We start from the raw sequence: 23,315 nt of genomic DNA on the forward strand, positions 1-23,315 counted from the left end.
GCCTCCAAGCTGTTGCGCTGTGGCAATACGCCCCGCAGCAATGTCAGGGGGCGCCCCGAATACTAGCTTCCAGCCGAAACCCGACCCGCGCATCTCAGTTCATCGTCACTTGTGCGACGTACTGCGCCGGAAGCGCGGGCGAGTCACCGCTTACGTGCGTCTACCCGCCCGCTTTCCGTATAAAACTGCCGTGGATCTAGGACTGCGGTCGTTGTCCGTGGTTCGCTGCGTGCTTGCGGCGAGCCCTCTTCTTCCGTCGTCGCTTCGATGACATGGGCGACCTCCCGCGCATAGCAGGTCTCAGGGAGAGCCCCGAACGGGGAGCGTCCTGAGTAGCTGACCATCCCACGCTTCCACATGGCACAAGGCGGCGCGATTCGACGTGCTGTCGCGCAGCGGAGCGCTTGGCATCGACGGCCGGCATTGACGCGGAACATCAAGGTATCCAGTAATCCGGGCGATCGATAAAACGGCTCAATGCCTCGAGCGCCCAGTTCACCGGTGCAGCGGGCGGACCTCCGTCGCCGCGACGCGACCGCCGATCTCGATCCAGCCCCCGTCGGAAAGACGGGCCAGGATTTCGGATCCCCGGCCCTGGCTGATCCGTAGATCACGCCCCAGCTCGCCCGCCAGCACCATCGCTGCCGCGCCGGTCGCCTCGTCCTCGGCGATGGCGTCGCCCCGCCGGGGAAAACCACGTGCACGGATCGTGCCCGCGGCCTCGTCCGCCCATGCCCACGCGTACAACCAGCCATCGCCCGCAGGCGGCGCCGGCAAGGCATCGACAGCCGCGACGGACGGGTACTCCTGTGTGCGCTTGCCCGACACCCATTCCGCCCGACCCCGTATCCACGTGAACTCGCCCTCGGTCCAGGTGGTTACGTCGCCTGCCACCGTCCGCAGGACATCGGCCGACAGGCCGTGTCGCCGCAGCAGCCACGCGGTCCCGATCAGCGGGTAGCCGGCGAAAGGCAGCCGAACGCTGGGCGTGTAGATGTCGACCTCCCCCCGAGCCGGGTCATCGACGAACACAGTCTCGGAGAAACCGAGCCGCCGAGCGGTCTCCTGGCGTTCTGCCGTACCGGGTACGGCAGTTCCCTCACACACCACGCCCAGCGGGCTGCCCCCGGTGCCGTCCGGACGTACGAACACCTGCACAATCTCCAGATCAGTCATATGGGAACTAAAGCATGTGGCCGACTGCCCCTCATCTGCCAGCCGCGGTCGTCGTCAGGCCCTGATGTGGCGCCTGCGGTCACGGCGGCCGGTCGTGGTCACACAGCCCTCCCGGGAGCAAAACCGGTAGTGATGTCCGCTGCCGCGCTGGTAGGAAGTGGTCATGGCTACTGAAGCACTTGATCCGCTGGACCGCCTGATCGCCGAGCGAGAGTGCGAGCGGTTGATCATCGAGTTCGTCCGCCGGCTCGACCTGGGCGACCCGGGCGACGTGGCTGAGCTGTTCACGGCCGACGGGGTCTGGGAGTGGGCTGAGGGCGATCGCAGGGTGCAGGGCCGTGAAGCACTCCGCAGCTACTTCGGCTCCCGGCCCGCCGACCGGCTTTCGCGGCGCATCTGTACGAACATCCTGGTGACCCTGACATCCGGTTCGACAGCTACAGCGACCACGTACTTCACGACGTACCGCGTCGACGGCCACACCGACGGCATGGAACCCCCACGGCCACCCACGCAGGTGGGGCATTACGAGGACACGTTCCACAAGTCCGACGGCCGGTGGCTTCTGTGTACTCGCTCCACGTTTCTGGCTTTCGCCGGACCGACCGAACGCCTCGGGCCGCCGGCCGCCACGTCCTGAAGCATCGCGGCGCCGACCTGCCACGATTACCGGTTCTCCGTGGTCATGCCGCGTACCGGACCGTCAACTACGGGGCCCGCCCGCTGGGCTCCCTCGCCGGTGGAGCACTCGCCGGCGCTGTCGGCCTGCGCCTCATGTGGATCGCCGTCGCGGGCACCTCACCTCGTTCTTGTGGCTACTGCCCTCACCCGTACCCGGCCTGCGCGCCCTCTCGGCCTCCGAGCAGAGCACCCTCACCGGATAACTCATTGGTTGGCCTTCCCTGGGCGCAGTGTCCACGGCACCGGGTCGGTGTTGGTCAGCCAGTCGTCGGCGATCAGCCGACCGACAATGAGGCCGCGGAGGGCGCGTGGCTGTTTTTTCCAGCCCAGGCCCTTGCACAACTGCTTGAAGGACGGACCGTGGCCGTGCTCCGCGCGGAACGCCGCTGCGAACGCCGCCGCACGCGGACCACGGTCCTGCTGCGTCTTCTCCCACTCGGCGCAGGCAGTACGCACGTCATCGTCGCACTGGACGGGAACGGCCTTCCGCATGAATGCCTCCGCCACCCGCACCGTGGAGAACCTGCAGAGAGGACAGCGTTCGACGTTCTCGACGTGTCGGCGCAGCGCAGGACTCGCCTTGGCCTTCCAGCCCTCCCAACTCAACTCCGGGATGGGTGCCTTGCCGACCGGTCGGGAGGGGGGCTGGTCGTCAAGGTCCAGGTACCGCCCCGACAAGTGCCGTACGGCGTCGGACAGTTGATACCGGTCACCCTCCACCTCGGACAGGAAGTTCTTGGCCAGCAGCTCCGGCAGAGCCGCGTGGCACTGCGCGGGGAAGGCGGCGGGAAGTGTACCGATGCGGTCGGACCTACTGTGCGCGGCCAGGAACAGTGCGGCCAGCCGTGCCGGGGAGGAAACCTTCTTGACCGGTTTGGCGGCCAGAGTGCGGGTGGTCCAGCCCGACACCCGGGAGCGCTGCAACTTGCCGAAGAGAAGGCTGCGGTCGGGGCCGGGTTGACCTGAGAGTTCGGGCACGACGACGGACACGGGTACGGAGGGATCGCCCGCCAGCAGGTCACCCTGCGGTTGCCACCCGAGGCCGGACAACGCGGCGAGAGCGCCCTCGGCATCGCCCAGGCGCAGCGAGCGCAGGTCCACTCCCGTCAGATTGCCGGAGCCGTCCCGGGCAGCGCGGATGGCGATCACCGCGGCGAGCAGCTGCGCGTCGGATGATCCTTCCAGCGGAAGCGATCCCACGAAGGCCAGCAGGGCGCGGGCCGCTTCTCCCTGGCGGGGAGTCAGCAGATAGGGCGACGGGGCGCCCTTCGCTGTCGGCGCGGCCGTGGCGGGGGAAGGGGCGGGCAGAGAGTTCGGCACACCACCTACAACGTACGGGGACCACAGAAGTCACCGCCGAGCGCTTGCCCGTGGTGGAGTTCACAATCTGCAGCTCACAGCCTGCGGTTCACCTCGGCCCGGGGCCTGCGGCCCTGTCTGCCCGCCGGACAGGGCAGGGCCGCAGGCTCCGGCCGTAGGCCGGCCCAGTCGCGTCACGCGTAGAGCTTCGCCCAGGTGTGGGCGCCCACCTCGCCGTCCACGGTGAGGCCGTGCGCGCCCTGGAACTTCTTGACGGCAGCGAGTGTCTTCGCTCCGAAATCGCCGTCCACACCGCTCCACGGCAGATAGCCCCAGTTGGCGAGCAGGCACTGGACCTGGGAGACGCGCGATCCGTGGTTGCCGTACACGGTCAGTGCCCTACCGCTGTAGTAGGCACACGCCGCCTGCGGTGACATACCGCCCGAGGGCGCGGCCGTTGCGCTGTGGGCGGTGGCCGCACCGGTGAACGAGAGCAGCGCCGCAGCCGCGACAGCGACCGTGGTGCGCCTGATTCGATTCATGGTCCGTACTCCTGTCTGCGACCGGGGGCGCCCCCGGTGCTCGGAACTCTCAGCAGTCGGGAACGCCTGCGATCTTGCGCCCGCCCTGCAGGAATACGTTGCTGACCCAGGCGTCGTCACTGCCTGTCGTCAGCGTGACCTTGCTCCACCAGGTGTTGGTCCCGCCGCTGGGGTCGGCCACCGGCGTGGTGTTCTTGTTGGTCTGGCACCAGTCGGTGAGGTGGATGTGCGAGACGGTGGCGAGAACGGTCGCGCTGGTACGCGGTGCCTCGCGCAGGTGGACGCTGGTGGCGTAGACGTAGACCGTCTTCGACGCCGGCTGCGCGTCGGCCGCCTGGGCGCTGGGCGCCACGAGCAGCGCTCCCGCTGTGAGTGTGACGGCTCCCGCCGCTATCAGTGCACGTCGGTACGGCATGGTTGAACCCCCGTAGAACTGAATGAACTGAATGAAACCGACTGAACTGGTCGAACCGAGACGGACTGCGTCGAACTGGCGGGTCCGCCGGATCTCGGCCCCCTACGCATCCACGGTGCCGCCGGACCGGCCGCGCGTATTGGAGAAAATCGCACACAGTCGGCGAACGGCGGAAAACCGGCGGTTTCCCGCTGTAGCGCACTCCCTTGTCGCCCGGTGTCGTCCGGGATGTCCGGTGTCGTCCGGTCCTATCCGGCCAGAACGAGGCTGGTGGTCTCCCCCGGCAGCCGGTCCACCGGCGGCCCGCCGCCCGGGAGAGAAGCGCGGCCTTCCATGAACGCCGTCGGGGTCAGCCCGGTCATGGCCTTGAACTCGCGGCACAGGTGCGCCTGGTCGTAGAAGCCGCACGCCGCGGCGACCGCTCCCTGCGACCGCCCGCGGGCGAGCTGCCGACGGGCCCGCTGCATACGCAGCACCCGCGCCGCAGCCTTGGGACGCTGTCCGATCTGCTGCTGGAAGCGGTGTTCCAACTGCCGTACCCCCCAGCCCACATCGTCCGCCAGGCGCGGGATGGGCAGGGTTCCGCCGGACCGGCTGAGCAGGGTCCAGGCCCGTACGATCTGCGGGGCGGGTCGCGGTCCGGTGTCGGCCCAGGCCGCCAGGGCCGCGTCGAGCATCCTGAACCGGTGCTGCCAGCAGGGCGCTTCGGCCAGTGCGTCCGTGAGGGCGGCGATCCGGCCACCCGGCAGCAGGAGCGGATCGACGGATTCGGCGGCCAGATCGCTCTGGTCCGCGTCGAAGAGGGCGAACGCCATCCACGGGGCCAGGCTCACCTCCACCCCGTACAGCCGTCCGCCGTGCCCGGCCAGGGTGGCGCAGGTCCGCAGCCCCGAAAGGACGGACATGCGGCGGAGCGGGCGGTCCGGACGGTCGGAGCGCGTGAGCGTGATCGGGTGCTCCTCGAAGGCCAGAACCAGGGTCGCGGCGCTGATCGGCGCCTCCAGGCGCAGACGCGGCCGGTTCAGCGCCAGCCGGAAACCCCGGTAGGCGAGCACCCCGGGTCGTAATCGGGGATGCGGTAACGCGTCGGCGGCCTCCCAGGTGCCCATCGGACAGGCCCGGAGGTCCATGTCTCTGCTTGTCATGTCAAAGGCGACGCGAGCTCCGGCGGAGCGGTTCCCTCCGATCCCGCCCGGAATGTGACCGGCACGGGGACCCCACCGCCCCCGCGATGAGCTTGCCCCCGGACCCATACGCCGGTCCCGTACCGGTGCTGTACGCCTTGCTGTACGGTCAGGGTATGTCGAAGCCAGTGACGATCCGGGTCGATGACGAGTTGCACGCGTTGCTCAAGGAACGGGCCGAAGCCGAGGGAACCACGGTGACCGCGCTCATCACCCGTGCCGCACACGACGCCGTACGCGACCCCCGCCTCGAAGGCGCCGCCGAAGTCTTCCGCGCGTTCGTCACCGACAACGCGGACGCGTTCGACAGCGCCTTCCCGGAGGACTCGCCGTCCTTGCTCGACGCGTCGGGGCGGGCCGCCTGAGGTGGAGCTCCATGTCGACATCCGCTGGCTTCTGGAACGCCAGGCGGAGGCCCTCCCCAAGCATCCGCACATCCACGACTTCTCCAGCCTGGTGGCCGCCGTCGGCCGGCACCGCGTCAACACCCCGAGGGTCGGCGCCACGGTCGACAACTCCTGGCGCGCCGCCGCTCTGATGCACGCCGTCATCCGGCTGCGTCCGCTGCCCGCCCGCAACGCGTTGTTCGGTGTGGGGCTGGTCGTCGCGTACATGGACGCCGCCGGTGAAGGCATCGACGCGCCCTACGGCGCGCTGATCGACCTCGCCCGCGACATCGACAACGGCCGCTGCGATGCGTACGACGCGGCAGACCGCATCCGGTCCTGGCGGATCTGACCACCACGGGGCCCGGTCCCTCCACTGCTCTGGTGCCCGCGGCCAGGACCCTGCCGGATGGATCTCAGGCCGTCCCGGGGTCCGACGGCGACAGAGGAGTCGGCAGCTGAGCCCGTACGTCGAGCGACCGGGCGAGCCGGAACCCGAGGTCGTCGACGCGGAAGGCCGGGTGGCTCTTGCGGCGGCACGACGCCCTGCATCCTCGCGGATGGTCGTACGCGCCTCCGCCCCGGAACACCCGGTACGGGCCGTAGACCTCGGGATCGTAGAGATCCCAGCACCACTCCCACACGTTCCCGAGCATGTCGTGGAAGCCCCACTCATTCGGCGCCCTGGTCGCGACGGGGTGCACCTGGTCGCCGGAGTTCCCTCGGTACCAGGCGATGTCGTCCAGTTCGCCGTACCGGACGCCGGAGCTCCCGGCCCGGCACGCGTACTCCCACTCCGCCTCGGACGGGAGGCGATAGCCACCGGCTTCCCAGTCGCAGCGCACGTCCCGCGCGTCCGGGTCGTGACCCAGTACGTAACAAGGTTCGAGCCCCGTCGCGCGCGACAGCAGGTTGCAGAACCGGACGGCTTCCTCCCAGGACACCTCGGCCACGGGGGTACACGGCCCTGCCTGACTCGAAGGCGCCTTCGCACCGGAAGGCGCCTCGTCCAAGACGGCGCGGTACAACTCGTGGGTCACGGGAAACGGCGCGAGGCTGAACGCTCCGAGTCCGACTCTCCACTCCGTCCTGGTGCCTTCGTCACGGAGGACGATCTCCCCGGCCGGAATGCCGATCATGCGCTCGGCGGCGACCTCGTCCAGAGCCGGTCCGGGGATCATCGCAGCGCCTGCTTGCTACCGACCGGGTCGACCGGGCCAACAACGTACTCAGGTGTCATCGAGTGATCATAGGGGTCAACGCCCTTCACCCGGCGGCCCGTTCGGCCCGGGCGGCTCCCGGCCTCAGGCGGAAGCGCCCTGCCGGCCGTCTCCGGTCACGTACGAGGTCAAGTCGCTGCCCAGGATTTCGGAGACGATCCGGTGACCAGACTCGTTCGCCGGACCGGACGGCTTGTGCGTTCCTGACGCCGGGCCCGGGTCGGCGGCCGCTGCGGCGGCGCTTCCCAGAACGGCCTGAGCGATCAGTGCACTTGCGGCCAGGAGCTTGGGGAACGTTCGCATTCGACACGCCTTTCTCGGCAGAGGTGGTCCGGACGGCGGGGCACAGCCCGTGGCCCACCGCTGTCCCGCGGTAAGAGGTTCAACGGCGTCCCAGGGGCGCCCGTTGGCGTCCTTTCACCCGCGGTCTCCGTAACAGTGTGTCCGCGTATTTCGTCAGGACCGGTCGCTGGGATTGGTCTCGGTGCTTCGTTCACTCGAACGGGGCCGCGTACCCGGCGCACGGCCACTGCCCAGCACCCCACCGGCAGCGAAGTGAGGCAAGTGCCCCTCGCCTCTGTCGCGTCAGACGTGCACGGTGAGAATGGAGCACGGGAACGAGGACTGACGATCATGGTGATGGCTGTGGACAGAGCAGGTGGCAGGGGCGCCCTGCCGACGCTGGGTGAGTTCCTGCGGTGCCTCGGACCGCAGGTGGTCGCCGGCCAGGAACCGGCGGATCGGGCAGATCCAGCAGACCCAACACGTCACGGGAGCCGGCCGGTGGCAGGGGCGGTACCCGCGAGCGAGCCGTACTCCGGCGATGACATCAAGGATCTGCTGGTGGTCGCGGAGCCCGGCGAGCCGTGGCTGCGGCACCCGCGCGCCACTGACCTCCGGCTGAGCGCGCTCGCCGGGGCGGGCGCCACCGGACTCCTGGTGAACGGGTCTGTCGAAGCCGCCGCGCACGCGTCGCTGACGTCGGCCGCCCGGCGCAACGCCGTACCGGTGGTCTTCGTCTCGGGTGTGCCCTGGCTCCGTGCCGCCCGGGTCATCAGCGATCTGCGCCACGACGCCGCCGAGGTCAGGGCGGCTTCGCTCTGTGACCTGCTGGAGGCCGCCCGTCCGGATACGGGCGGCGATGCCAACCTGCTGCTGGACTGGTTGTCCACCGCCGTGGCGGGCACCGCCGAAATCCTCCCGCCCCACGAGGACGCCACCCGGATGCACGCGCCCGACGCCGTCGACGCGCTGCGTGCGGGACGAGCCGCGGCCTCCGGAGCGAGCAGCGGCTCCACCGAGATCCGGATGTACGCGATCGGAGCGTCGAAGCCGCATCCGGTGCTCGTCGTGACCCGGTCCGTGGACTTCCCGCCCTGGGCGGTGGCGGAGGTGCGCCGGGTACTCCCTTTCCTGGAGAGGGCCGTACGGCATCCGCTCACCGGGCCCGAAGGTCTGGAAAGCGCGCAAGTCGCCGTGCTGCAGCTTCTGATGGGCGGTCTTGTCACCTGGGCCAGGAGGACGGCGCACGCGTTGCGGCTGAGCCGGACAGCGATGGCGGCGTCCGCGGTCCGCGTCCACATCCTCCAGTGCCCGCCGGGGCTGCGCGACACCGCCGCGGGCCAGTGCAGGCAGCGGCTGCGCGAGACGGGACTGGTGGTGCGGTGCCCGGTCGACGACGGTCAGGTGATCATCATCGCCGCCGTGTCCGACAGCGACCGGGAAGACGACCCGGCCCGGGACGCCCTGACCGCCCTCGTGGCCGGAGCTCCGGACTACCGGCTGGGGACCAGCCGCCCAGCCTCTCTGGCCGCGACTGCGGGCGCGTACGAAGAGGCGACCCAGGCACTCGCCGTGGCGCGGAACCGGGCTGACCGGGTCGCCGAGTACGAGGAGAAGGCGGATCTGACACGGCTGCTCCCGCCGGCGGCGCACTCCTGGGCGGAGCGTTTCCTCCAGCCACTCGCCCGGCTTCCGGCGAGCAGAAGGCCGGAGATCGCACACTCCGTACGTCTGGGTCTCGCCTTCGGCGTCAGTGGCGCGGCGAAGCTGAGCGGGCAGCACCGCAATACGGTACGGGCCCATCTCGCACGCACCGCTCAGCTGCTCGGACTCGATCTGCAACGCCTGGGCGACCGGGCGGTACTGAGTCTGGCGCTGCGCATCCAGGACGACATGGCGGACGACCCGGCAGGGGACGACGGCACGGCCGCGACAGCGGACGCGGGGGCTGGTTCGGAAGCGGTCACAGGCGCGGACGCGCCCGGTGATGACAGTCTGCGCGAACTGCTGCGGCACCCGCTCTGCCGGGAGTGGGCCACCCGTTTCCTGGCCCCGCTCGATACGGCCCGCCGCCCGAGTCTCCGGCGCACGGTGACGACGTGGGTCCTCCGGGGCGCCCGGACGGAGGAGACCGCAGGCCAACTCCAGCTGCACTACAAGACAGTGCTTGCCCATCTGGCCACGGCGGAAAAGGTCCTGCAGCGGCCCCTCATCGAAACACATCGGCGGATCACGGAGGGTGACGACAGTGCGAACGGATTCAACGGGCCGCACGACGTCGTACTCGCGCTTCATGTCACCTCCCCCGAACTGGGCATCATCGACGGCAGGCTGCTCGACGGCTGATCGTCCGGCTGCTCGACGGCTCACCGTCCGGCTGCTCGCGTACGGCCTCGCTTGTGCAGCTGTGACAGGCGGCGGGAGAAACTTGTGCACCGGCGCCGTTCCAGCGGCCCCGGAGTGGAGGTTAGCGTCCTCCGGGAGATCGCTTCCCGTCTGCGGTTCTGCCGTCGTCGGCCCTTCGGGCGGACCAGCGCATCGCACTCGGGCCACCGGCCTGGCCCTGACCGGTACAGGGGTTCGGTCAGGGTCTGCCGGTGGGCCGCCGCCCCGCGTGATCCAGGGGCCCGTCTCCCCGCCTGTCCCCCGGCCCCGGCCGCCCTGAGCAGCGCCGAGGGGCACGGAACGCCGTGTCCACGGACAATGGGGTACTCGGGCCCGGTAAGGCAGCCGGGCACGCGGCAACTCTGGGAGGTGGGGCATGGAGCCGAGCGGACAGCAGGAGCGAGCCACCGACACAGGACAGACGGGGAGGACCGGGCAGCCAGGCGAGCGGGGCCGGGCCCCGCACGGCACCGTGACCCACCAGCTCATCGCGGACCATTTGGTCGAAGGGCGGATGGAACCCGGGACCGAGATCGGGCTGCGCGTGGACCAGACACTCACCCAGGACGCTACCGGCACGCTGGTCATGCAGGAGCTGGAGGCGCTCGGCCTCGACCGGGTGCGCACCGAGGTGAGTGTCCAGTACGTGGACCACAACATCATCCAGACCGACGAGCGGAACGCCGAGGACCACGCGTTTCTCCGCTCGGCGGCCCGGCGCCTCGGTGTCTGGTACTCGAAGCCCGGCAACGGTGTGTCGCACCCCGTCCACATGCAGCATTTCGGTGTGCCGGGCCGGACACTCGCCGGTTCCGACTCGCACACCTGCGCCGCCGGGGCCCTGGGCATGTTCGCGGTCGGCACCGGGGGCCTGGAGGTCGCGCTGGCCATGGCGGGCCGTCCCTTGCGCATCACGATGCCGCACATCTGGGGCGTCCGGCTGACCGGAGCCCTGCCGGAGTGGGTCAGCGCCAAGGACGTCGTACTGGAGATGCTGCGCCGGCACGGTGTGAAGGGCGCGGTGAACCGGGTCCTGGAGTACTACGGTCCCGGACTGGCGTCACTGTCGGCGATGGACCGGCATGTGATCGCCAACATGGGCGCCGAACTGGGCGCCACCACCACGGTGTTCCCCTCCGACGAAGCCGTACGCGTTTTCCTGCGCAGCGAGGGCCGTGAAGACGTCTGGACGCCCCTGCGGGCAGCGGAGGACGCGGTCTACGACCTGGACGAGGAGATCGATCTCGCGGCGCTGGAGCCGCTCATCGCCCGGCCCACTTCGCCGGGCAATGTCATGCCCGTGCGCGAGGTCGCGGGCGAGCCGGTGGGCCAGGCGGTGATCGGTTCCTCCGCCAACCCCGGTCTGCGCGACTTCGCCATGGCGGCGGAGATGGTCCGCGGACGGCAGACCCCGCCCGGGGTGAGTTTCGATGTCAATCCGACCTCCCGGGAGATCCTCCAGGACCTCAGCCATTCCGGCGCGGTCTTCGACCTGATCGCGGCGGGGGCCCGGATCCACCAGGCGGGCTGCCTGGGGTGTATCGGTATGGGCCAGGCGCCGGCTGTGGGCCGCAACTCGCTGCGTACGTTCCCGCGCAACTTCCCCGGCCGTTCGGGTACCCAGGACGACGCGGTGTGGCTCTGTTCACCGGAGACGGCGACGGCCTCCGCGCTGAACGGTGTCATCACCGACCCGCGCGACTGGGCCGCGGAGACCGGGCTCTCGTATCCGGCTGTCGCAACGCTGCGGGCGGAGCCGGTCAACACCGCGATGCTCGAACCTCCGCTGCCGCCCGAAGAGGCTTCCCGCGTGGAGCTGGAACGCGGTCCCGGCGTCTCCGCGCTGCCCGACCTCGATCCGATTCCGGATACCGTGCTCCTGCCGGTGCTGCTGAAGACGGGCGACAACGTGTCGACCGACGAGATCTCACCGGCAGGTGCCAAGGCGCTGCCGTACCGCTCCAACATCCCGCGCCTCGCGGAGTTCACCTTCACGCGGATCGACCCCGACTACCCGTCGCGCGCGGCCGAGTGCCGGGACGCCGGCGGGCACCTCGTCGTCGGCGGGGACAACTACGGTCAGGGTTCCTCCCGCGAGCACGCGGCGCTCACGCCCCGGTATCTGGGGCTGCGGCTGGTGATCGCCAAATCGTACGCGAGGATCCACTGGCAGAACCTGGCCAACTTCGGTGTCCTCGCTCTCGAATTCGACGATCCCGCCGACTACGACCGTGTCGAACAGGGCGACGAGATCCGGCTGGAGGGCCTGCACGCGGCTCTCGCGCCGGACGCCGACCCGTCGCTGGTCGCCGTCAACACCACACGGGACGAGACCTATCGGGTCCACCACCGGCTGCCCGCTCACCGGCGCCGGACCGTCCTGCTCGGCGGCACCATCCCGGCGGTCGCGGCCGATGAGGCCGGGAGTTGAGGGGGGCGCGGCAGGCTGACCGGGTGTTACGGGAACCTCCTGCGGATCGTGATCGACGCGTTCGACTCAATCCACGCACGGCGGCCCCGCCCCGTTGATAATGACGTGTGGCACCGAAGGACAGGAAACTCCGCACGCCCCTGACGCTCGTCGTCGTCGGAGCGCTCGCGCTGCTGGGTTACGCCTCACAGGCCGAGACCAGCAGTGCCCAACGACATGCCGACAGCAGGCCCGGGATGCCGGGGGGCGTAGCGCGGGAACAGGACCAGTCGCCGTCGGCGCTCGTCAGCGACGGCACCGCGTACACCCCCCTCAGAACACAGCAGAACGCCCGGGTGGGCGTGCTGTTCGAGAAGGACGACACCGGTGATCACTTCTGCACCGCGAGCGTCGTCGCGAGTCCGGGCCGTAACATGCTGATCACTGCCGCCCACTGCGCCTTCGACGGTGAAGGCCGGCCCAAGGACGACCTCGTCTTCGCGCCCGCCTACCGGGCGGGCGAGAAGCCCGCCGGGCTGTGGAAGGTGAAAAAGGCCGTCGCGGACAACCGCTGGGTCAAGAACGCGGATCCGGACCTCGACGTCGCCTTTCTCCTCCTCGACAGCAACGACGGCAGCCAGATCCAGAACATCCTCGGCGCCAACACGCTCGGCATCAACCGGGGCTTCCACAACAAGGTCAAGGTGACCGGCTACCCCAAAAACAGGGACACACCGATCTCTTGCCGCAACCGGACCACGCGGTTCAGCGCCACGCAGCTGCGTATCCACTGCACGAACTTCGCCGGTGGTACGAGTGGCAGTCCCTGGGTCACCGATGGCACATCGAACACGGACGCCGGCATCGTGATCGGCGTCCTGGGCGGTTACGAACGCGGCGGCGACGAGGACGACGTGTCCTACGCCTCGTACTTCGGCAAGGACATCGCCGCCCTCTACCAGCAGGTCAAAGCCGAGGACTGAGTCCACCCGGACCGGAACCGACCGGACTGGATCGAGACAGATCGGGGCCGTGGATCGTCGGCATACCCCCTCCCCGTACAATCCCCAGGCAGGGAGGAGCCGATGATCCAGGGCGCTTCCGATGCGCGCTCGGTCTCACCCCGATCCTGCTCACCGGAGACAACAAGGCCGTGGCGCAGTCGGTGGCCGCCGAGGTCGGGATCGACGACATCATCGCCGAGGTGATGCCCGAGGACAAGGTAGCCGTCGTCAAGAGGCTGCAGGCGGAGGGCCGCAGCGTCGCCATGGTGGGGGACGGCGTGAACGACGCAGCCGCCCTCGCCCAGGCCGACCTGGGCCTCGCCATGGGCACCGGTACCGACGCCGCGATCGAGGCCGGCGATCTCACCCTCGTACGGGGCGATCTCAACGCCGCCGCCGACGCCATCCGCCTCTCCCGCCGCACCCTGGGGACCATCAGGTCCAACCTGTTCTGGGCGTTCGCCTACAACGTGGCCGCTTCTTACGGGATCAGGGCAGTTCAGGTCGCGGGAATGTGCTGCCGTTCGGATGCGACCGCCAGATCCGCCTCGATACGTGCGACCGCCACCGCCAGGGGAGGCAGCACGGTTTCGAGGAACTCCTGCCGCGTGGCACGGCCCGCGTGCTGCGAGACGTTGACCGCCGCGACGGTGTGCCCCAGGCGGTCCCGCAGCGGCATCGCGGCCGAGCGCAGACCGTCCTCCAACTCCTCGTCGACCAGGGCGTATCCATTGCGCCCGACGGTTTCGATGATGTCCGCCAGAGCGTCGGCCGTGGTCACGGTGTGCCGGGTGAGCGGCTCGAACCTGATGCGCGCCAGCCGGGCGGCCTGTTCCGGTGCGGGCAGGCCCGCGAGGAGGACCCGGCCCATCGAGGTCGCGTAGGCCGCGAACCGGGTGCCGACGGTGATGTCCACGCTCATGATCCGCGACGTCGGCACCCGCTCCACGTAGCAGATGTCGTCGCCGTCGAGGACCGCGATGGACGCCGACTCATGTACCTGCCGGGTGAGTTCGGCGAGGTGGGGCCGGACGATCTCGCCGAAGGACAGGCGGGACAGCTGGGCGTAGCCGAGTTCGAGAACGCGCGGGAGCAGGGTGAAGACGCCTCCGTCGGCGCGCACATAGCCGAGGTACTCCAGGGTGATCAGTGCGCGGCGCGCGCTGGCGCGCGGGAGACCCGCGGCCCCGGCGGCCGCGGTGAGACCCAGTCCGCCCCGGGCCGAGCCGAGCGCGCGCAGGACGGCGAGCCCCCGGGCCAGTGACTGGAGGAATTCCGGGCCCAGTTCCGCCTTGGGCCCGTTGTCCGCGGCCTCGGGGGCGGCGAGCGGCGGTCCGGGACGGGGCGGCGTACGCAGCGCCTTCTCCATGGCCGCCGCGGCCCGGCGCAGGCGCGGCAGGGCGTGCTCACGGAGCGACCGGGCGCTGTGGCGGCTGGTGTGGCTGACGACGCTGAGGGCGCAGACCGCCGTCCCGGCCGGATCGCGGACGGCGTGGGCGACAGCGACCAGACCGGGTTCGATGAACTGGTCGTCCAGCGCCCAGCCGAGGCCGGCCGCCTCCCGGACGCGCGCATCGAACGCCGCCTCGACCGCCTCCGGAGGGGAGAGCTCGGCCCGGGGCGGAACGGCCGGGAACGCGGTGTCCAGCGGGTCCTCCCGGCGGCGGGCCAGCCAGCGCCCGCGGCCGGCCTCGTCCCACTCGCCGGCGAAGACCGCGCCGGGCGCGCAACGCTCGGCCGGCAGCAGATCGCCGATGCGGAAGGCGAGCGACATGGCGCGCCTGCGGGTGGCCTGGGTGATGAAGCGGACTCCGTCACCGTCGGGCACGGCGATCGAGACGGACTCGTCCAGCTCGTCGGCGAGGACGACCGCGTACGGCTCCAGCACGTCGGGCAGGCCGCAGGAGGCCAGATAGGCGTTGCCGAGTTCCATCAGCCGGGGGGCGAGCAGCAGATCACGGCCCTCGGTGCGGAGGTAGCCGAGCCGGGCCAGCGTGATCGCGATCCGGTCGATGGTGGAACGCGCGAGGCCGGTCGCGCGCGCCAGGTCACTGGCGCGGTGACGGGAGCCAGGATCACCGGCCATCACGCGCAGCACGGTCAGGCCGCGCTCCAGCGGACCGACCGCCTCACCGGGCGCGGCGGGTGCCGCGGCGGACTCCCGCATGGCCTGCGGCATGGGCCTTACCTCCTTGGAGCGGCCACCGGGCCGGTGACGCTGGGAAAACCGTACCCGGAGGCGTTGACAGGGCCGAAAGCTCGGCGGACACTCAAGCCCAGGCAATTATGAACGAAAGTTCATCAGGCGAACAGGGGCTTTGCATGGACAAGTTGGCGGCCACCGCCGGTGAGGCGGTGGCGGACATCCTGGACGGGGCGTCTCTCGCCGTCGGCGGATTCGGTCTGAGCGGGGTCCCGGATGTTCTGATCCAGGCCCTGTACGCCAGGGGGTCGAGCGGGCTCAGCGTCGTCTCCAACAACTGCGGTGTGGACGGCGGAGGACTGGGCACGCTGCTCGCGGCCGGGCGGATCGCCCGGGTGACCGGCAGCTACGTCGGCGAGAACAAGGAGTTCGCCCGCCGCTATCTCGGCGGTGAGCTGGAGCTCGAACTCGCCCCGCAGGGCACCCTCGCCGAACGGCTGCGCGCCGGCGGGTGCGGCATTCCGGCCTTCTTCACCCCGGCAGGCGTCGGCACACTGGTCGCCGACGGCGGACTGCCCTGGCGGTACGCCCCAGACGGCAGCGTCGCGGTGGCCTCTCCGCCCAAGGAAGTACGTACCTACGACGGCCGCGACTACGTACTGGAACGCGCCATCACCACCGACTTCGCCCTGGTACGCGCGGCCAGGGGCGACCGGCACGGCAACCTCGTCTTCAACAAGGCGGCCCGCAACTTCAACCCTCTCGCCGCGATGGCCGGGCGGGTCACCATCGCCGAGGTCGAGGAACTGGTCGAGCCGGGCGGGATCGGCCCCGACGAGGTCCATGTCCCGGGGGTCTTCGTCCAGCGCGTCGTCGCGCTGACTCCGGCGCAGGCGGCCGACAAAGGCATCGAACGGCGGACGCTCGCGGTGTCCGCGACAGCGCGTCCGGCGTCCGCGACAACACAGGGGACGGTGCGCGGCTGATGGCCTGGACACGGAACGAAATGGCGGCCCGCGCCGCGCGCGAACTCCGGGACGGCTCCTACGCCAACCTCGGCATCGGCCTTCCGACGCTGGTGCCCAACTTCCTCCCCGCCGGGGTCGATGTGGTGCTCCAGTCGGAGAACGGGCTGCTGGGAGTCGGCCCGTACCCGACCGAGGACGAGGTCGACCCCGACCTCATCAACGCGGGCAAGGAGACCGTCACCGCGCTGCCCGGAGCGAGCTTCTTCGACTCCGCGCTCTCCTTCGGCATGATCCGCGGCGGCCACATCGACGCCGCGATCCTCGGCGCGATGCAGGTGTCCGCCGCGGGGGACCTCGCCAACTGGGCGATTCCCGGAAAGATGATCAAGGGGATGGGCGGAGCGATGGACCTTGTGCACGGCGCCCGCACGGTCATCGCCCTGATGGAACACACGGCAAGGGACGGCTCGCCGAAGATCCTCCAGGAGTGCACGCTGCCGCTGACCGGCCGCCGCTGCGTCGACCGGATCATCACCGACCTGGCCGTCATCGACGTGACAGGCGACGGCCTCGCCCTGGTCGAGACGGCCCCCGGCGTGAGCCCCGGCGAGCTCCTGGCCCGCACGGCCGCACCCGTACGCCTCCCGTCCGACCGCACGCCCGTCCGCTGATGGCCGGCCCGGGCACCACCGCCGCGCCGGGCCCGGCGGCCCTCCCGCAATCCCCGGTATTGGAAAGGCAGCCGTCCGCCATGTCGCTCACCCAGCCCGACGTTTCCCGTGAGATCACCCAGGAGTACGAGGCGTACCTCAGCACGGGCACGGTCCGGCACCACCCCTCCCGCGGGTACCCGCCCTACCGCAGCACCGTGCTGCGCCACCCGCAGCAGCCCCTGGCCGCCGTGCGGGACCCGGAGGCGGTGGAGCTGTCGGGCCCGGCCTTCGGCGTCACGGATGTCACGCAGCTCGACTCCGACCTGACGCGGCAGCACCCGGGCGAGCCACTGGGCGAGCGGATCACCGTTACCGGCCGCGTCCTCGACCGTTCCGGCCGCCCGGTGTGCGGCCAGCTGGTCGAGATATGGCAGGCCAACGCCTCGGGACGCTACGCCCACCAGGGCGACCAGCTCCCGGCACCCCTCGACCCCCACTTCACCGGAGTGGGCCGCTGCCTGACGACCGACCAGGGCTGGTACTCCTTCACCACCGTCAAACCCGGCGCCTACCCTTGGCGGAACCACGCCAACGCCTGGCGCCCGGCGCACATCCACTTCTCGCTCTTCGGCAGGGCCTTCACTCAGCGGCTGGTCACCCAGATGTACTTCCCCGGCGACCCGCTCTTCGCCTACGACCCCATCCTGCAGTCCGTCACCGACGACGACGCCCGTGGGCGCCTGGTCGCCCGGTACGACCATGAACTGTCCCGGCCCGAACGGTCGCTGGGCTACCGCTGGGACATCGTCCTCGACGGCCCCGCCGCCACCTGGACCGAGGAAGGCCGATGACGGTGCACCCCACCCCTTCCCAGACCGTGGGCCCCTTCTACGGTTACGCGCTGCCCTTTCCCGGCGGTCCCGAGATCGCCCCGGCCGGGCACCCCGGCACCATCACCGTCCACGGCCAGGTATCCGACGGTGCGGGGGAGCCGGTCCCCGACGCGGTACTGGAGTTCTGGCAGCCCGCACCCGACGGTTCCCGGACCGGGGCGCCCGGCTCGATGCGGCGCGACCCGGTGACCGGCGGCCACCTCGGCCGCGACGGCATCACGTTCACCGGCTTCGGCCGGGTCGCCACCGACGCCGACGGCCGGTGGGCGGTGCGCACCCTGCCACCCGGCGGCGTGCCGTACCTGTCCGTCTGCGTCTTCGCCCGCGGACTGCTGCACCACCTCTACACCCGCGTCTACCTCCCCGGGGACTCCGCCGGGGACGACCCGCTGCTCGCCTCCCTCGAACCGGACCGCCGGCGGACCCTGATCGCCGTCGAAGCGGCGCCGCGCACCTACCGCTTCGACATCCGCCTGCAGGGCGCCGAGGAGACGGTCTTCCTTGACTTCCGCTGACCACCCCGCGACTTCCGTTCACCACCCCACCGAAGCGGCCGTCCCGTGCGAGGACGGGAACGCGTGGGCCGCGGCCGACGCCGGCCTGCTCGACCCGGTACGGGCCGGGTCGGCCGTCGAGGCGGCCACCGGCGACCGCGCCCTCCTTCAGGCGATGCTCGACGCCGAAGCGGCCCTGGTCCGGGCGCAGGCGACGCTGGGCCACGTTCCGGCGTGGGCCGCGGCGGAGGTCTCGGCTGCCGCACAGGGCGGGAGGTTCGACGTACGCGACCTCGCGCTGCGCGCCCGCCGGGGCGGCAATCCGGTCATCCCGCTCGTCTCCGACCTCGCCGCCGCCGTGTCCGGCGAGGCAGCGCCGTATGTGCACCGGGGCGCCACCAGCCAGGACATCCTCGACACCGCGGCCATGCTGGCCGTGGCCCGCGGTCTGCCGGACATCATCGCGGACCTGCACCGGACGGCCGGGGCCCTCGGGCGGCTGGCCGCGGAGCACCGGGAGACCCCGATGGCCGGGCGCACCCTCACCCAGCACGCCGTACCCATCACCTTCGGGCTCAAAGCGGCGGGCTGGCGCAGTCTCGTACTGGACGCCGCGGACCGGCTGTCGGCCCTGCGGCCGCCGGCCCAGCTCGGTGGCGCCTCGGGCACCCTGGCGGCCTTCGAGGTCCTGGCCGACGAGCCCGGCAGCGGGCCCCGGCTGCTCGCCGCCTACGCCGCCGAACTTGGTCTGGCCGCGCCCGTCCTGCCCTGGCACACCCTGCGTACCCCGGTAGCCGACACCGGCGGGGCCCTCGCCTTCACGACCTGCGCGCTCGGCAAGCTCGCCGCGGACGTCCTGGTGCTCTCCCGCACCGAGATCGGCGAACTGGCCGAGGACGGCGGGGGCGGATCGTCCGCGATGCCGCACAAGAGCAACCCCGTCCGGGCCGCCCTGATCGCGTCAGCGGCCCGCAGAGCGCCGGCCCTCGCCTCCGTGCTGCTGGGCTCCCTGGCCGCCGAGGACGAACGGCCCGCCGGTGCGTGGCACGCCGAGTGGCAGCCTCTGCGCGACCTGCTCCGGCTGACCGGCGGGGCGGCCCACCTCACCGCTGAACTCTGCGACTGCCTGGGCGTGTCCACGCACCGGATGGCAGACAATCTGGATCTCACGCAGGGCCTGGTGGTCAGCGAACGGATCGCCGCCGAGCTGGGCCGCCTGCTCGGCCGCGGCCCTGCCAGGGAACTGCTCACCCGTGCCGCCCAGCGGGCTGCCGCCGAGTCGACCGGCCTGGCCGATGTACTGCGGGACGAGCCCGCTCTCAAGGGCCTGCTCGGGCACGACGAACTCCTCGAACTCACCGACCCCACCAGGTATTCCGGCTCGGCCGCCACCCTGGTCGACCACGCACTGCGGCGTATGCCCGCCGGAAGGACCCAGCCGTGAACCGTCTCCCCCACCATCTGCTCGACGGTCCGGCCGACGGCGCTCCGCTGATCCTCGGGCCGTCCCTGGGCACCTCCGTATCCGTCTGGGAGGCCCAGGCCGCCGCCCTTTCCCGTACCCACCGCGTGCTCCGCTTCGATCTGCCCGGCCACGGCGGCTCACCCGCCGGGCTGCTCCCGCAGGACGGCTCCGCCACCGTCGCCGGGCTCGCCGGTCTCGTACTGCGGCTGGCCGACGCCCAGGGCTGGGACCGCTTCGGATACGCGGGGGTCTCACTCGGCGGAGCCGTCGGCGCGCACCTCGCGGTACACCACCCGGAAAGGATCGGCGCGCTCGCGATGGTCTGCTCGTCCGCCCGCTTCGGCGACCCGGCCGGCTGGCGGGAGCGCGCCGCCCTGGTCCGGGCCGAAGGGACCGCGGCCCTCGCGCCGGGCGCGCCAGGACGCTGGTTCACCCCGGCCTTCGCCGGGTCGACTGCCGCCGCAGGTGCGGTCGCAGACCTGTGCGCCACCGACCCGGCCGGGTACGCGGCCTGCTGCGACGCGCTGGCCGCGTACGACCTGCGGGGTGAACTCCACCGCGTCCGAGCACCCGCTCTGGTGATCGGCGGGCGCGAGGACCCCGCCACTCCCCCGGCCCACGCCCGGGAACTCGCCGACTCCATCCCCGGTGCGACCCTGCTCGAACTGCCGGGCGCCTCGCACCTCGCACCGGTCGAGCGGCCGCAGCCCGTACTCGCCGCGCTCCAGGCGCACTTCACCGCCCAGCCGTACGACGACGAGTCGCGCCGCGCCGCAGGGACGGCCGTCCGCCGGGCCGTGCTGGGCGATGCCCATGTGGACCGGGCCGCCGAACGCGGTACGGGGTTCACCGCCGCCTTCCAGGACCTCATCACCCGCTACGCCTGGGGCGAGATCTGGACCCGCCCCGGCCTGGACCGCCGCACGCGCAGCTGCATCACCCTCACCGCGCTGGTCGCCCACGGCCAGCTGGACGAGCTGGCGATGCATGTCGGCGCGGCGATCCGCAACGGGCTCACCCGCGACGAGATCGAGGAGGTCCTGCTCCAGAGCGCCGTCTACTGCGGTGTCCCCGCCGCCAACGCGGCCTTCGCCACCGCACAGCGCGTCCTGTCCGAGCTCGACCGGGCCGGCTGATGCCGCACTCCCCCTCCTTCCACGTTCGCCTCCGTCCCCGTTCACCTCTCCGTCCCAGGAGTCCGTATGCGCACACGCGTCGGCATCATCGGCGCCGGCCCGGCCGGCCTGCTGCTGTCCCATCTGCTCCACCGCCAGGGCATCGACAACGTCGTCCTGGAACTCCGCACCCGGGAGTACGTCGAACATCGCCAGCGCGCCGGCATTCTCGAACACGGCACCGCCGAGGTGCTGCGAGCCTCCGGGGCCGGAGAACGGATGGACCTCCAGGGCATCCCGCACACAGGCGTGGAGCTCCGGTTCGACCGCCGGTCCCATCGCATCGACCTCGCTGCCGGCACCGGTGGGCGGTCGGTGATGGTCTACGCGCAGACCGAGGTGGTCAAGGACCTGATCGCACTGCGCGAACAGGCAGGCGGCACCATACTCTTCGAGGCCGAAGCGCTCTCCGTCGACGCGATCGACACCTCGGCCCCCGCCGTCCGCTACCGGCTTGGAGGGGCCGAACACACGCTGGACTGTGATGTCGTCGTCGCCTGCGACGGCTTCCACGGCGTCGGCCGCCGCTCCGTGCCCGACGGCCTGCTCACCGTATCGGAGCGCACCTACCCCTTCGCGTGGCTCGGCATCCTGGCCGACGTACCGCCCTCCTGCGACGAGTTGGTCTACGCACACCACGAGCGCGGTTTCGCCCTGCACAGCATGAGGTCCCCGCAGGTCAGCCGCCTCTATCTCCAGGTCGATCCCACGGACAGCACCGACAACTGGCCGGACGAGCGGATCTGGGACGAACTCGACGCCCGCTTCGAGACCGAGGACGGCTGGAAGCTCGGGCGCGGCCCGATCACCGAGAAGGGCATCACTCCGATGCGGAGCTTCGTGGCGGAGCCCATGCGCCACGGCCGGCTCTTCCTGGCCGGCGACGCGGCCCACATCGTTCCGCCCACCGGCGCCAAGGGCCTCAACCTCGCCGTGGCCGACGTCACCCTGCTCGCGCGGGCCCTGACCCAGTGGCACACCCACCAGGACGAGGCCCAGCTCGACGCGTACTCCGAGACCGCGCTGCGCCGTGTCTGGCGGGCTGAGCACTTCTCGTACACGATGACCAGCCTGCTGCACACCGACCCCGCCGCCACCGGGTTCGACCGCCGGCTCCAGCTCTCCCACCTGCGCTACATCGCCTCGTCCGATGCGGCGTCGTCCTCGCTCGCCGAGAACTACACCGGGCTGCCCTTCGTCTGACGGCGGCCCCGCCGTCACGTGGCAGTGGCGCCGCCGTCCCCACGGAATTCGCCGAGGGCAGAACGCCACCGGCAGCCTGCCGGGCGCGGGGCTCCTAGGCTGAAGAGGTGAGCAGCCACATGCCGAACCAAGCCCGCGTCCTTCCCCTGCGTCCGGTTGCAGCCGCTGCTGCGCCGGCCCCGCGGGCCGGGACGAAAGAGCCCTTGTGGCGGGACGTCGTGGGAGACGTCCTGCGCCGTGAGCGCCTCGCTCAGGAGCGCACGCTGAAGGATGTGGCCGAGGCGGCCAGAATCTCGATGCCGTACCTCTCCGAGCTGGAGCGCGGCCGCAAGGAGGCCTCGTCCGAGGTCCTCGCGGCTGCCGGCCGTGCGCTCGGTCTCGGCCTCGGTGATCTGCTCGCCCTGGGCCAGCGCGAGCTGGCACGCCTCACCCGTACGGGGCCGACCGGCCCGCGTACCGCGCCCGTCACCACTGCGCGCGGTCTGGGCTCGGCGCGGCCTTCCGGCGGCGCCGGCGAGAGCGGTGCGGCGGTGTCCGTGGCGGAGCTGAGCATCCGCCGCGCGGCGGTCTGCCCGGTCGTCTCCCCGACCGCGTCCCCGGTCTCGCACCAGGGTGAAGTGCGCCTGGCAGCCTGAGGGTCCGACGTCCGGAAGGGCCGGCCGGGGCGCAACCCGCGCCCGGCCGGCCCTCTTTCTCGCGGCCCCGGCCCCGGACGTTGCTATACGGCTGCGTTCCGGCGGCTGAGCACCTGATCGGCGAGCCCGTACGCGACGGCCTCGCGCGCGGTGAAGACCTTGTCCCGGTCCATGTCGGCGCGCAGTTCGGAGATTTCGTGGTGCGTGTGCCGGGAGAGCACCTCCTCGACCTCCGAGCGGATACGGAGCATCTCCTTCGCCCGCAGGCTGAGGTCGGAGACGGTGCCCTGCTCGCCGCCGCTCGCAGGCTGGCCGAGCAGGACCCGTGCGTGGTCGAGGACGAACCGCCGCCCGGGGTCTCCGCCGGCGAGCAGCACCGCCGCGGTCGATGCCGCCTGGCCGACGCAGAAGGTCGAGATGGGAGAGCTGACGAAGGTCATCGTGTCGTAGATGGCCATCAGCGAAGTGACCGAACCGCCGGGTGAGTTGATGTAGATGGAGATCTCGGTCTCCTGGCTCGACGACTCGAGGTGCAGCAGCTGTGCGATGACGACGTTGGCTACGCCGTCGTCGATCTCGGTGCCGATGAAGATGATCCGCTCGGAGAGCAGCCTGCTGAAGACGTCGTAGGACCGCTCCCCCTGCGGGGTGCGCTCGACGACGTTGGGAATCGTGTACTGGCTCATGTCCACCGGGTGCCGG

At 71.1% G+C, this 23,315-nt stretch carries 22 protein-coding genes and 2 pseudogenes; 15 read left to right on the forward strand and 9 right to left on the reverse strand.

Annotated elements, in window-relative coordinates; translation table 11 throughout:
* Positions 1-495: 495 nt before the first annotated feature.
* On the reverse strand, positions 496-1,176 hold the full coding sequence (locus OG452_RS02125) for a PhzF family phenazine biosynthesis protein (RefSeq protein ID WP_327293871.1): 681 nt from the start codon (positions 1,174-1,176) through the stop codon (positions 496-498).
* A gap of 163 nt (positions 1,177-1,339) precedes the next feature.
* Here OG452_RS02125 and OG452_RS02130 point away from each other — a divergent pair, with 163 nt between their 5' ends.
* Entirely contained in the window at positions 1,340-1,816 is a 477-nt protein-coding gene (locus tag OG452_RS02130; RefSeq protein WP_327293872.1) for a nuclear transport factor 2 family protein, read from the forward strand.
* Between the two features lie 245 nt (positions 1,817-2,061).
* On the opposite strand, the gene OG452_RS02135 is transcribed toward OG452_RS02130, so the two are convergent.
* The 4 genes from OG452_RS02135 to OG452_RS02150 all read right to left on the reverse strand — a co-directional run bounded on the left by OG452_RS02135 (position 2,062) and on the right by OG452_RS02150 (position 5,258).
* A complete protein-coding gene (locus OG452_RS02135; protein WP_327293873.1) occupies positions 2,062-3,177 on the reverse strand; it encodes a hypothetical protein in 1,116 nt (371 codons plus the stop codon).
* A 173-nt stretch (positions 3,178-3,350) separates the two neighbouring features.
* The gene (locus tag OG452_RS02140) at positions 3,351-3,698 is read right to left on the reverse strand and encodes a peptidoglycan-binding domain-containing protein (RefSeq protein ID WP_327293874.1); all 348 of its coding nucleotides are present in this window, start codon (positions 3,696-3,698) and stop codon (positions 3,351-3,353) included.
* A 49-nt stretch (positions 3,699-3,747) separates the two neighbouring features.
* Positions 3,748-4,113, reverse strand: a complete 366-nt coding sequence (locus tag OG452_RS02145) for a peptidase M23 (RefSeq protein ID WP_327293875.1) — start codon at positions 4,111-4,113, stop codon at positions 3,748-3,750.
* 248 nt (positions 4,114-4,361) lie between these two features.
* Positions 4,362-5,258 (reverse strand): helix-turn-helix domain-containing protein, encoded by an 897-nt coding sequence (locus OG452_RS02150; RefSeq protein WP_327293876.1) that lies wholly within the window; start codon positions 5,256-5,258, stop codon positions 4,362-4,364.
* A 155-nt stretch (positions 5,259-5,413) separates the two neighbouring features.
* On the opposite strand from OG452_RS02150, the gene OG452_RS02155 reads away from it, so the two are divergent.
* Together OG452_RS02155 and OG452_RS02160 are read left to right on the forward strand one after the other, a co-directional pair.
* Positions 5,414-5,662 (forward strand): ribbon-helix-helix protein, CopG family, encoded by a 249-nt coding sequence (locus OG452_RS02155; RefSeq protein WP_327293877.1) that lies wholly within the window; start codon positions 5,414-5,416, stop codon positions 5,660-5,662.
* 1 nt (position 5,663) lies between these two features.
* On the forward strand, positions 5,664-6,035 hold the full coding sequence (locus OG452_RS02160; protein ID WP_327293878.1) for a toxin Doc: 372 nt from the start codon (positions 5,664-5,666) through the stop codon (positions 6,033-6,035).
* Positions 6,036-6,099: 64 nt separating this feature from the next.
* On the opposite strand, the gene OG452_RS02165 is transcribed toward OG452_RS02160, so the two are convergent.
* Positions 6,100-6,864, reverse strand: a complete 765-nt coding sequence (locus tag OG452_RS02165; protein ID WP_327293879.1) for a formylglycine-generating enzyme family protein — start codon at positions 6,862-6,864, stop codon at positions 6,100-6,102.
* A gap of 123 nt (positions 6,865-6,987) precedes the next feature.
* The gene (locus OG452_RS02170) at positions 6,988-7,206 is read right to left on the reverse strand and encodes a hypothetical protein (RefSeq protein ID WP_327293880.1); all 219 of its coding nucleotides are present in this window, start codon (positions 7,204-7,206) and stop codon (positions 6,988-6,990) included.
* 480 nt (positions 7,207-7,686) lie between these two features.
* Between OG452_RS02170 and OG452_RS02175 the strand changes: the two genes are divergently transcribed.
* The 4 genes and pseudogenes from OG452_RS02175 to OG452_RS02190 form a co-directional block, all read left to right on the forward strand.
* Positions 7,687-9,531, forward strand: coding sequence for a helix-turn-helix domain-containing protein (locus tag OG452_RS02175; protein WP_327293881.1), 1,845 nt, complete (start codon positions 7,687-7,689; stop codon positions 9,529-9,531).
* Between the two features lie 415 nt (positions 9,532-9,946).
* A complete protein-coding gene (locus OG452_RS02180) occupies positions 9,947-12,001 on the forward strand; it encodes an aconitate hydratase (protein WP_327293882.1) in 2,055 nt (684 codons plus the stop codon).
* Between the two features lie 107 nt (positions 12,002-12,108).
* Positions 12,109-12,963, forward strand: a complete 855-nt coding sequence (locus tag OG452_RS02185) for a trypsin-like serine peptidase (protein ID WP_327293883.1) — start codon at positions 12,109-12,111, stop codon at positions 12,961-12,963.
* A 125-nt stretch (positions 12,964-13,088) separates the two neighbouring features.
* Positions 13,089-13,463 (forward strand): annotated as a pseudogene (locus OG452_RS02190) (HAD-IC family P-type ATPase); the annotation flags it as partial.
* A 20-nt stretch (positions 13,464-13,483) separates the two neighbouring features.
* Here the strand turns inward: OG452_RS02190 and OG452_RS02195 are convergent.
* Positions 13,484-15,163, reverse strand: a complete 1,680-nt coding sequence (locus tag OG452_RS02195) for an IclR family transcriptional regulator domain-containing protein (RefSeq protein WP_327293884.1) — start codon at positions 15,161-15,163, stop codon at positions 13,484-13,486.
* Between the two features lie 143 nt (positions 15,164-15,306).
* Between OG452_RS02195 and OG452_RS02200 the strand changes: the two genes are divergently transcribed.
* From OG452_RS02200 to OG452_RS02235, 8 genes and pseudogenes are all read left to right on the forward strand, one after another.
* Positions 15,307-16,113, forward strand: coding sequence for a CoA transferase subunit A (locus tag OG452_RS02200; RefSeq protein WP_327293885.1), 807 nt, complete (start codon positions 15,307-15,309; stop codon positions 16,111-16,113).
* Positions 16,113-16,766, forward strand: a complete 654-nt coding sequence (locus OG452_RS02205; protein WP_327293886.1) for a CoA transferase subunit B — start codon at positions 16,113-16,115, stop codon at positions 16,764-16,766. Before OG452_RS02200 ends, OG452_RS02205 begins: the two co-directional genes overlap by 1 nt.
* Before the next feature lie 80 nt (positions 16,767-16,846).
* The gene (gene pcaH, locus OG452_RS02210; RefSeq protein WP_327293887.1) at positions 16,847-17,599 is read left to right on the forward strand and encodes a protocatechuate 3,4-dioxygenase subunit beta; all 753 of its coding nucleotides are present in this window, start codon (positions 16,847-16,849) and stop codon (positions 17,597-17,599) included.
* Positions 17,596-18,156, forward strand: a complete 561-nt coding sequence (pcaG, locus tag OG452_RS02215; protein WP_327293888.1) for a protocatechuate 3,4-dioxygenase subunit alpha — start codon at positions 17,596-17,598, stop codon at positions 18,154-18,156. The genes pcaH and pcaG overlap by 4 nt, the downstream gene beginning before the upstream one ends.
* A gap of 85 nt (positions 18,157-18,241) precedes the next feature.
* Complete coding sequence (gene pcaB, locus OG452_RS02220; RefSeq protein ID WP_327299482.1) at positions 18,242-19,579, forward strand: 3-carboxy-cis,cis-muconate cycloisomerase; 1,338 nt, start codon at positions 18,242-18,244, stop codon at positions 19,577-19,579.
* Positions 19,576-20,736 carry a bifunctional 3-oxoadipate enol-lactonase/4-carboxymuconolactone decarboxylase PcaDC gene (gene pcaDC / locus OG452_RS02225; protein WP_327293889.1) on the forward strand — a complete coding sequence of 387 codons (1,161 nt, stop codon included), beginning with the start codon at positions 19,576-19,578 and terminating at the stop codon, positions 20,734-20,736. The genes pcaB and pcaDC overlap by 4 nt, the downstream gene beginning before the upstream one ends.
* 66 nt (positions 20,737-20,802) lie before the next feature.
* The gene (locus tag OG452_RS02230) at positions 20,803-21,978 is read left to right on the forward strand and encodes a 4-hydroxybenzoate 3-monooxygenase (protein ID WP_327293890.1); all 1,176 of its coding nucleotides are present in this window, start codon (positions 20,803-20,805) and stop codon (positions 21,976-21,978) included.
* Positions 21,979-22,085: 107 nt separating this feature from the next.
* Positions 22,086-22,463: pseudogene (locus OG452_RS02235) on the forward strand (helix-turn-helix domain-containing protein); the annotation flags it as partial.
* Between the two features lie 233 nt (positions 22,464-22,696).
* Here the strand turns inward: OG452_RS02235 and OG452_RS02240 are convergent.
* The gene (locus OG452_RS02240; protein WP_327293891.1) at positions 22,697-23,299 is read right to left on the reverse strand and encodes a ClpP family protease; all 603 of its coding nucleotides are present in this window, start codon (positions 23,297-23,299) and stop codon (positions 22,697-22,699) included.
* Positions 23,300-23,315 lie beyond the last annotated feature (16 nt).

The sequence above is a fragment of the Streptomyces sp. NBC_01197 genome, assembly GCF_036010505.1.
Taxonomy (GTDB): Bacteria; Actinomycetota; Actinomycetes; order Streptomycetales; family Streptomycetaceae; genus Streptomyces.

Bases quoted from the DNA above. Each gene is read 5' to 3' on its own strand.
- OG452_RS02125 (WP_327293871.1), bottom strand. From the start codon at position 1,176: ATGACTGATCTGGAGATTGTGCAGGTGTTCGTACGTCCGGACGGCACC.
- OG452_RS02130 (WP_327293872.1), top strand. From the start codon at position 1,340: ATGGCTACTGAAGCACTTGATCCGCTGGACCGCCTGATCGCCGAGCGA.
- OG452_RS02140 (WP_327293874.1), bottom strand. From the start codon at position 3,698: ATGAATCGAATCAGGCGCACCACGGTCGCTGTCGCGGCTGCGGCGCTG.
- OG452_RS02145 (WP_327293875.1), bottom strand. From the start codon at position 4,113: ATGCCGTACCGACGTGCACTGATAGCGGCGGGAGCCGTCACACTCACA.
- OG452_RS02150 (WP_327293876.1), bottom strand. From the start codon at position 5,258: ATGACAAGCAGAGACATGGACCTCCGGGCCTGTCCGATGGGCACCTGG.
- OG452_RS02155 (WP_327293877.1), top strand. From the start codon at position 5,414: ATGTCGAAGCCAGTGACGATCCGGGTCGATGACGAGTTGCACGCGTTG.
- OG452_RS02165 (WP_327293879.1), bottom strand. From the start codon at position 6,864: ATGATCCCCGGACCGGCTCTGGACGAGGTCGCCGCCGAGCGCATGATC.
- OG452_RS02170 (WP_327293880.1), bottom strand. From the start codon at position 7,206: ATGCGAACGTTCCCCAAGCTCCTGGCCGCAAGTGCACTGATCGCTCAG.
- OG452_RS02180 (WP_327293882.1), top strand. From the start codon at position 9,947: ATGGAGCCGAGCGGACAGCAGGAGCGAGCCACCGACACAGGACAGACG.
- OG452_RS02195 (WP_327293884.1), bottom strand. From the start codon at position 15,163: ATGCCGCAGGCCATGCGGGAGTCCGCCGCGGCACCCGCCGCGCCCGGT.
- OG452_RS02200 (WP_327293885.1), top strand. From the start codon at position 15,307: ATGGACAAGTTGGCGGCCACCGCCGGTGAGGCGGTGGCGGACATCCTG.
- OG452_RS02205 (WP_327293886.1), top strand. From the start codon at position 16,113: ATGGCCTGGACACGGAACGAAATGGCGGCCCGCGCCGCGCGCGAACTC.
- pcaH (WP_327293887.1), top strand. From the start codon at position 16,847: ATGTCGCTCACCCAGCCCGACGTTTCCCGTGAGATCACCCAGGAGTAC.
- pcaG (WP_327293888.1), top strand. From the start codon at position 17,596: ATGACGGTGCACCCCACCCCTTCCCAGACCGTGGGCCCCTTCTACGGT.
- OG452_RS02230 (WP_327293890.1), top strand. From the start codon at position 20,803: ATGCGCACACGCGTCGGCATCATCGGCGCCGGCCCGGCCGGCCTGCTG.
- OG452_RS02240 (WP_327293891.1), bottom strand. From the start codon at position 23,299: ATGAGCCAGTACACGATTCCCAACGTCGTCGAGCGCACCCCGCAGGGG.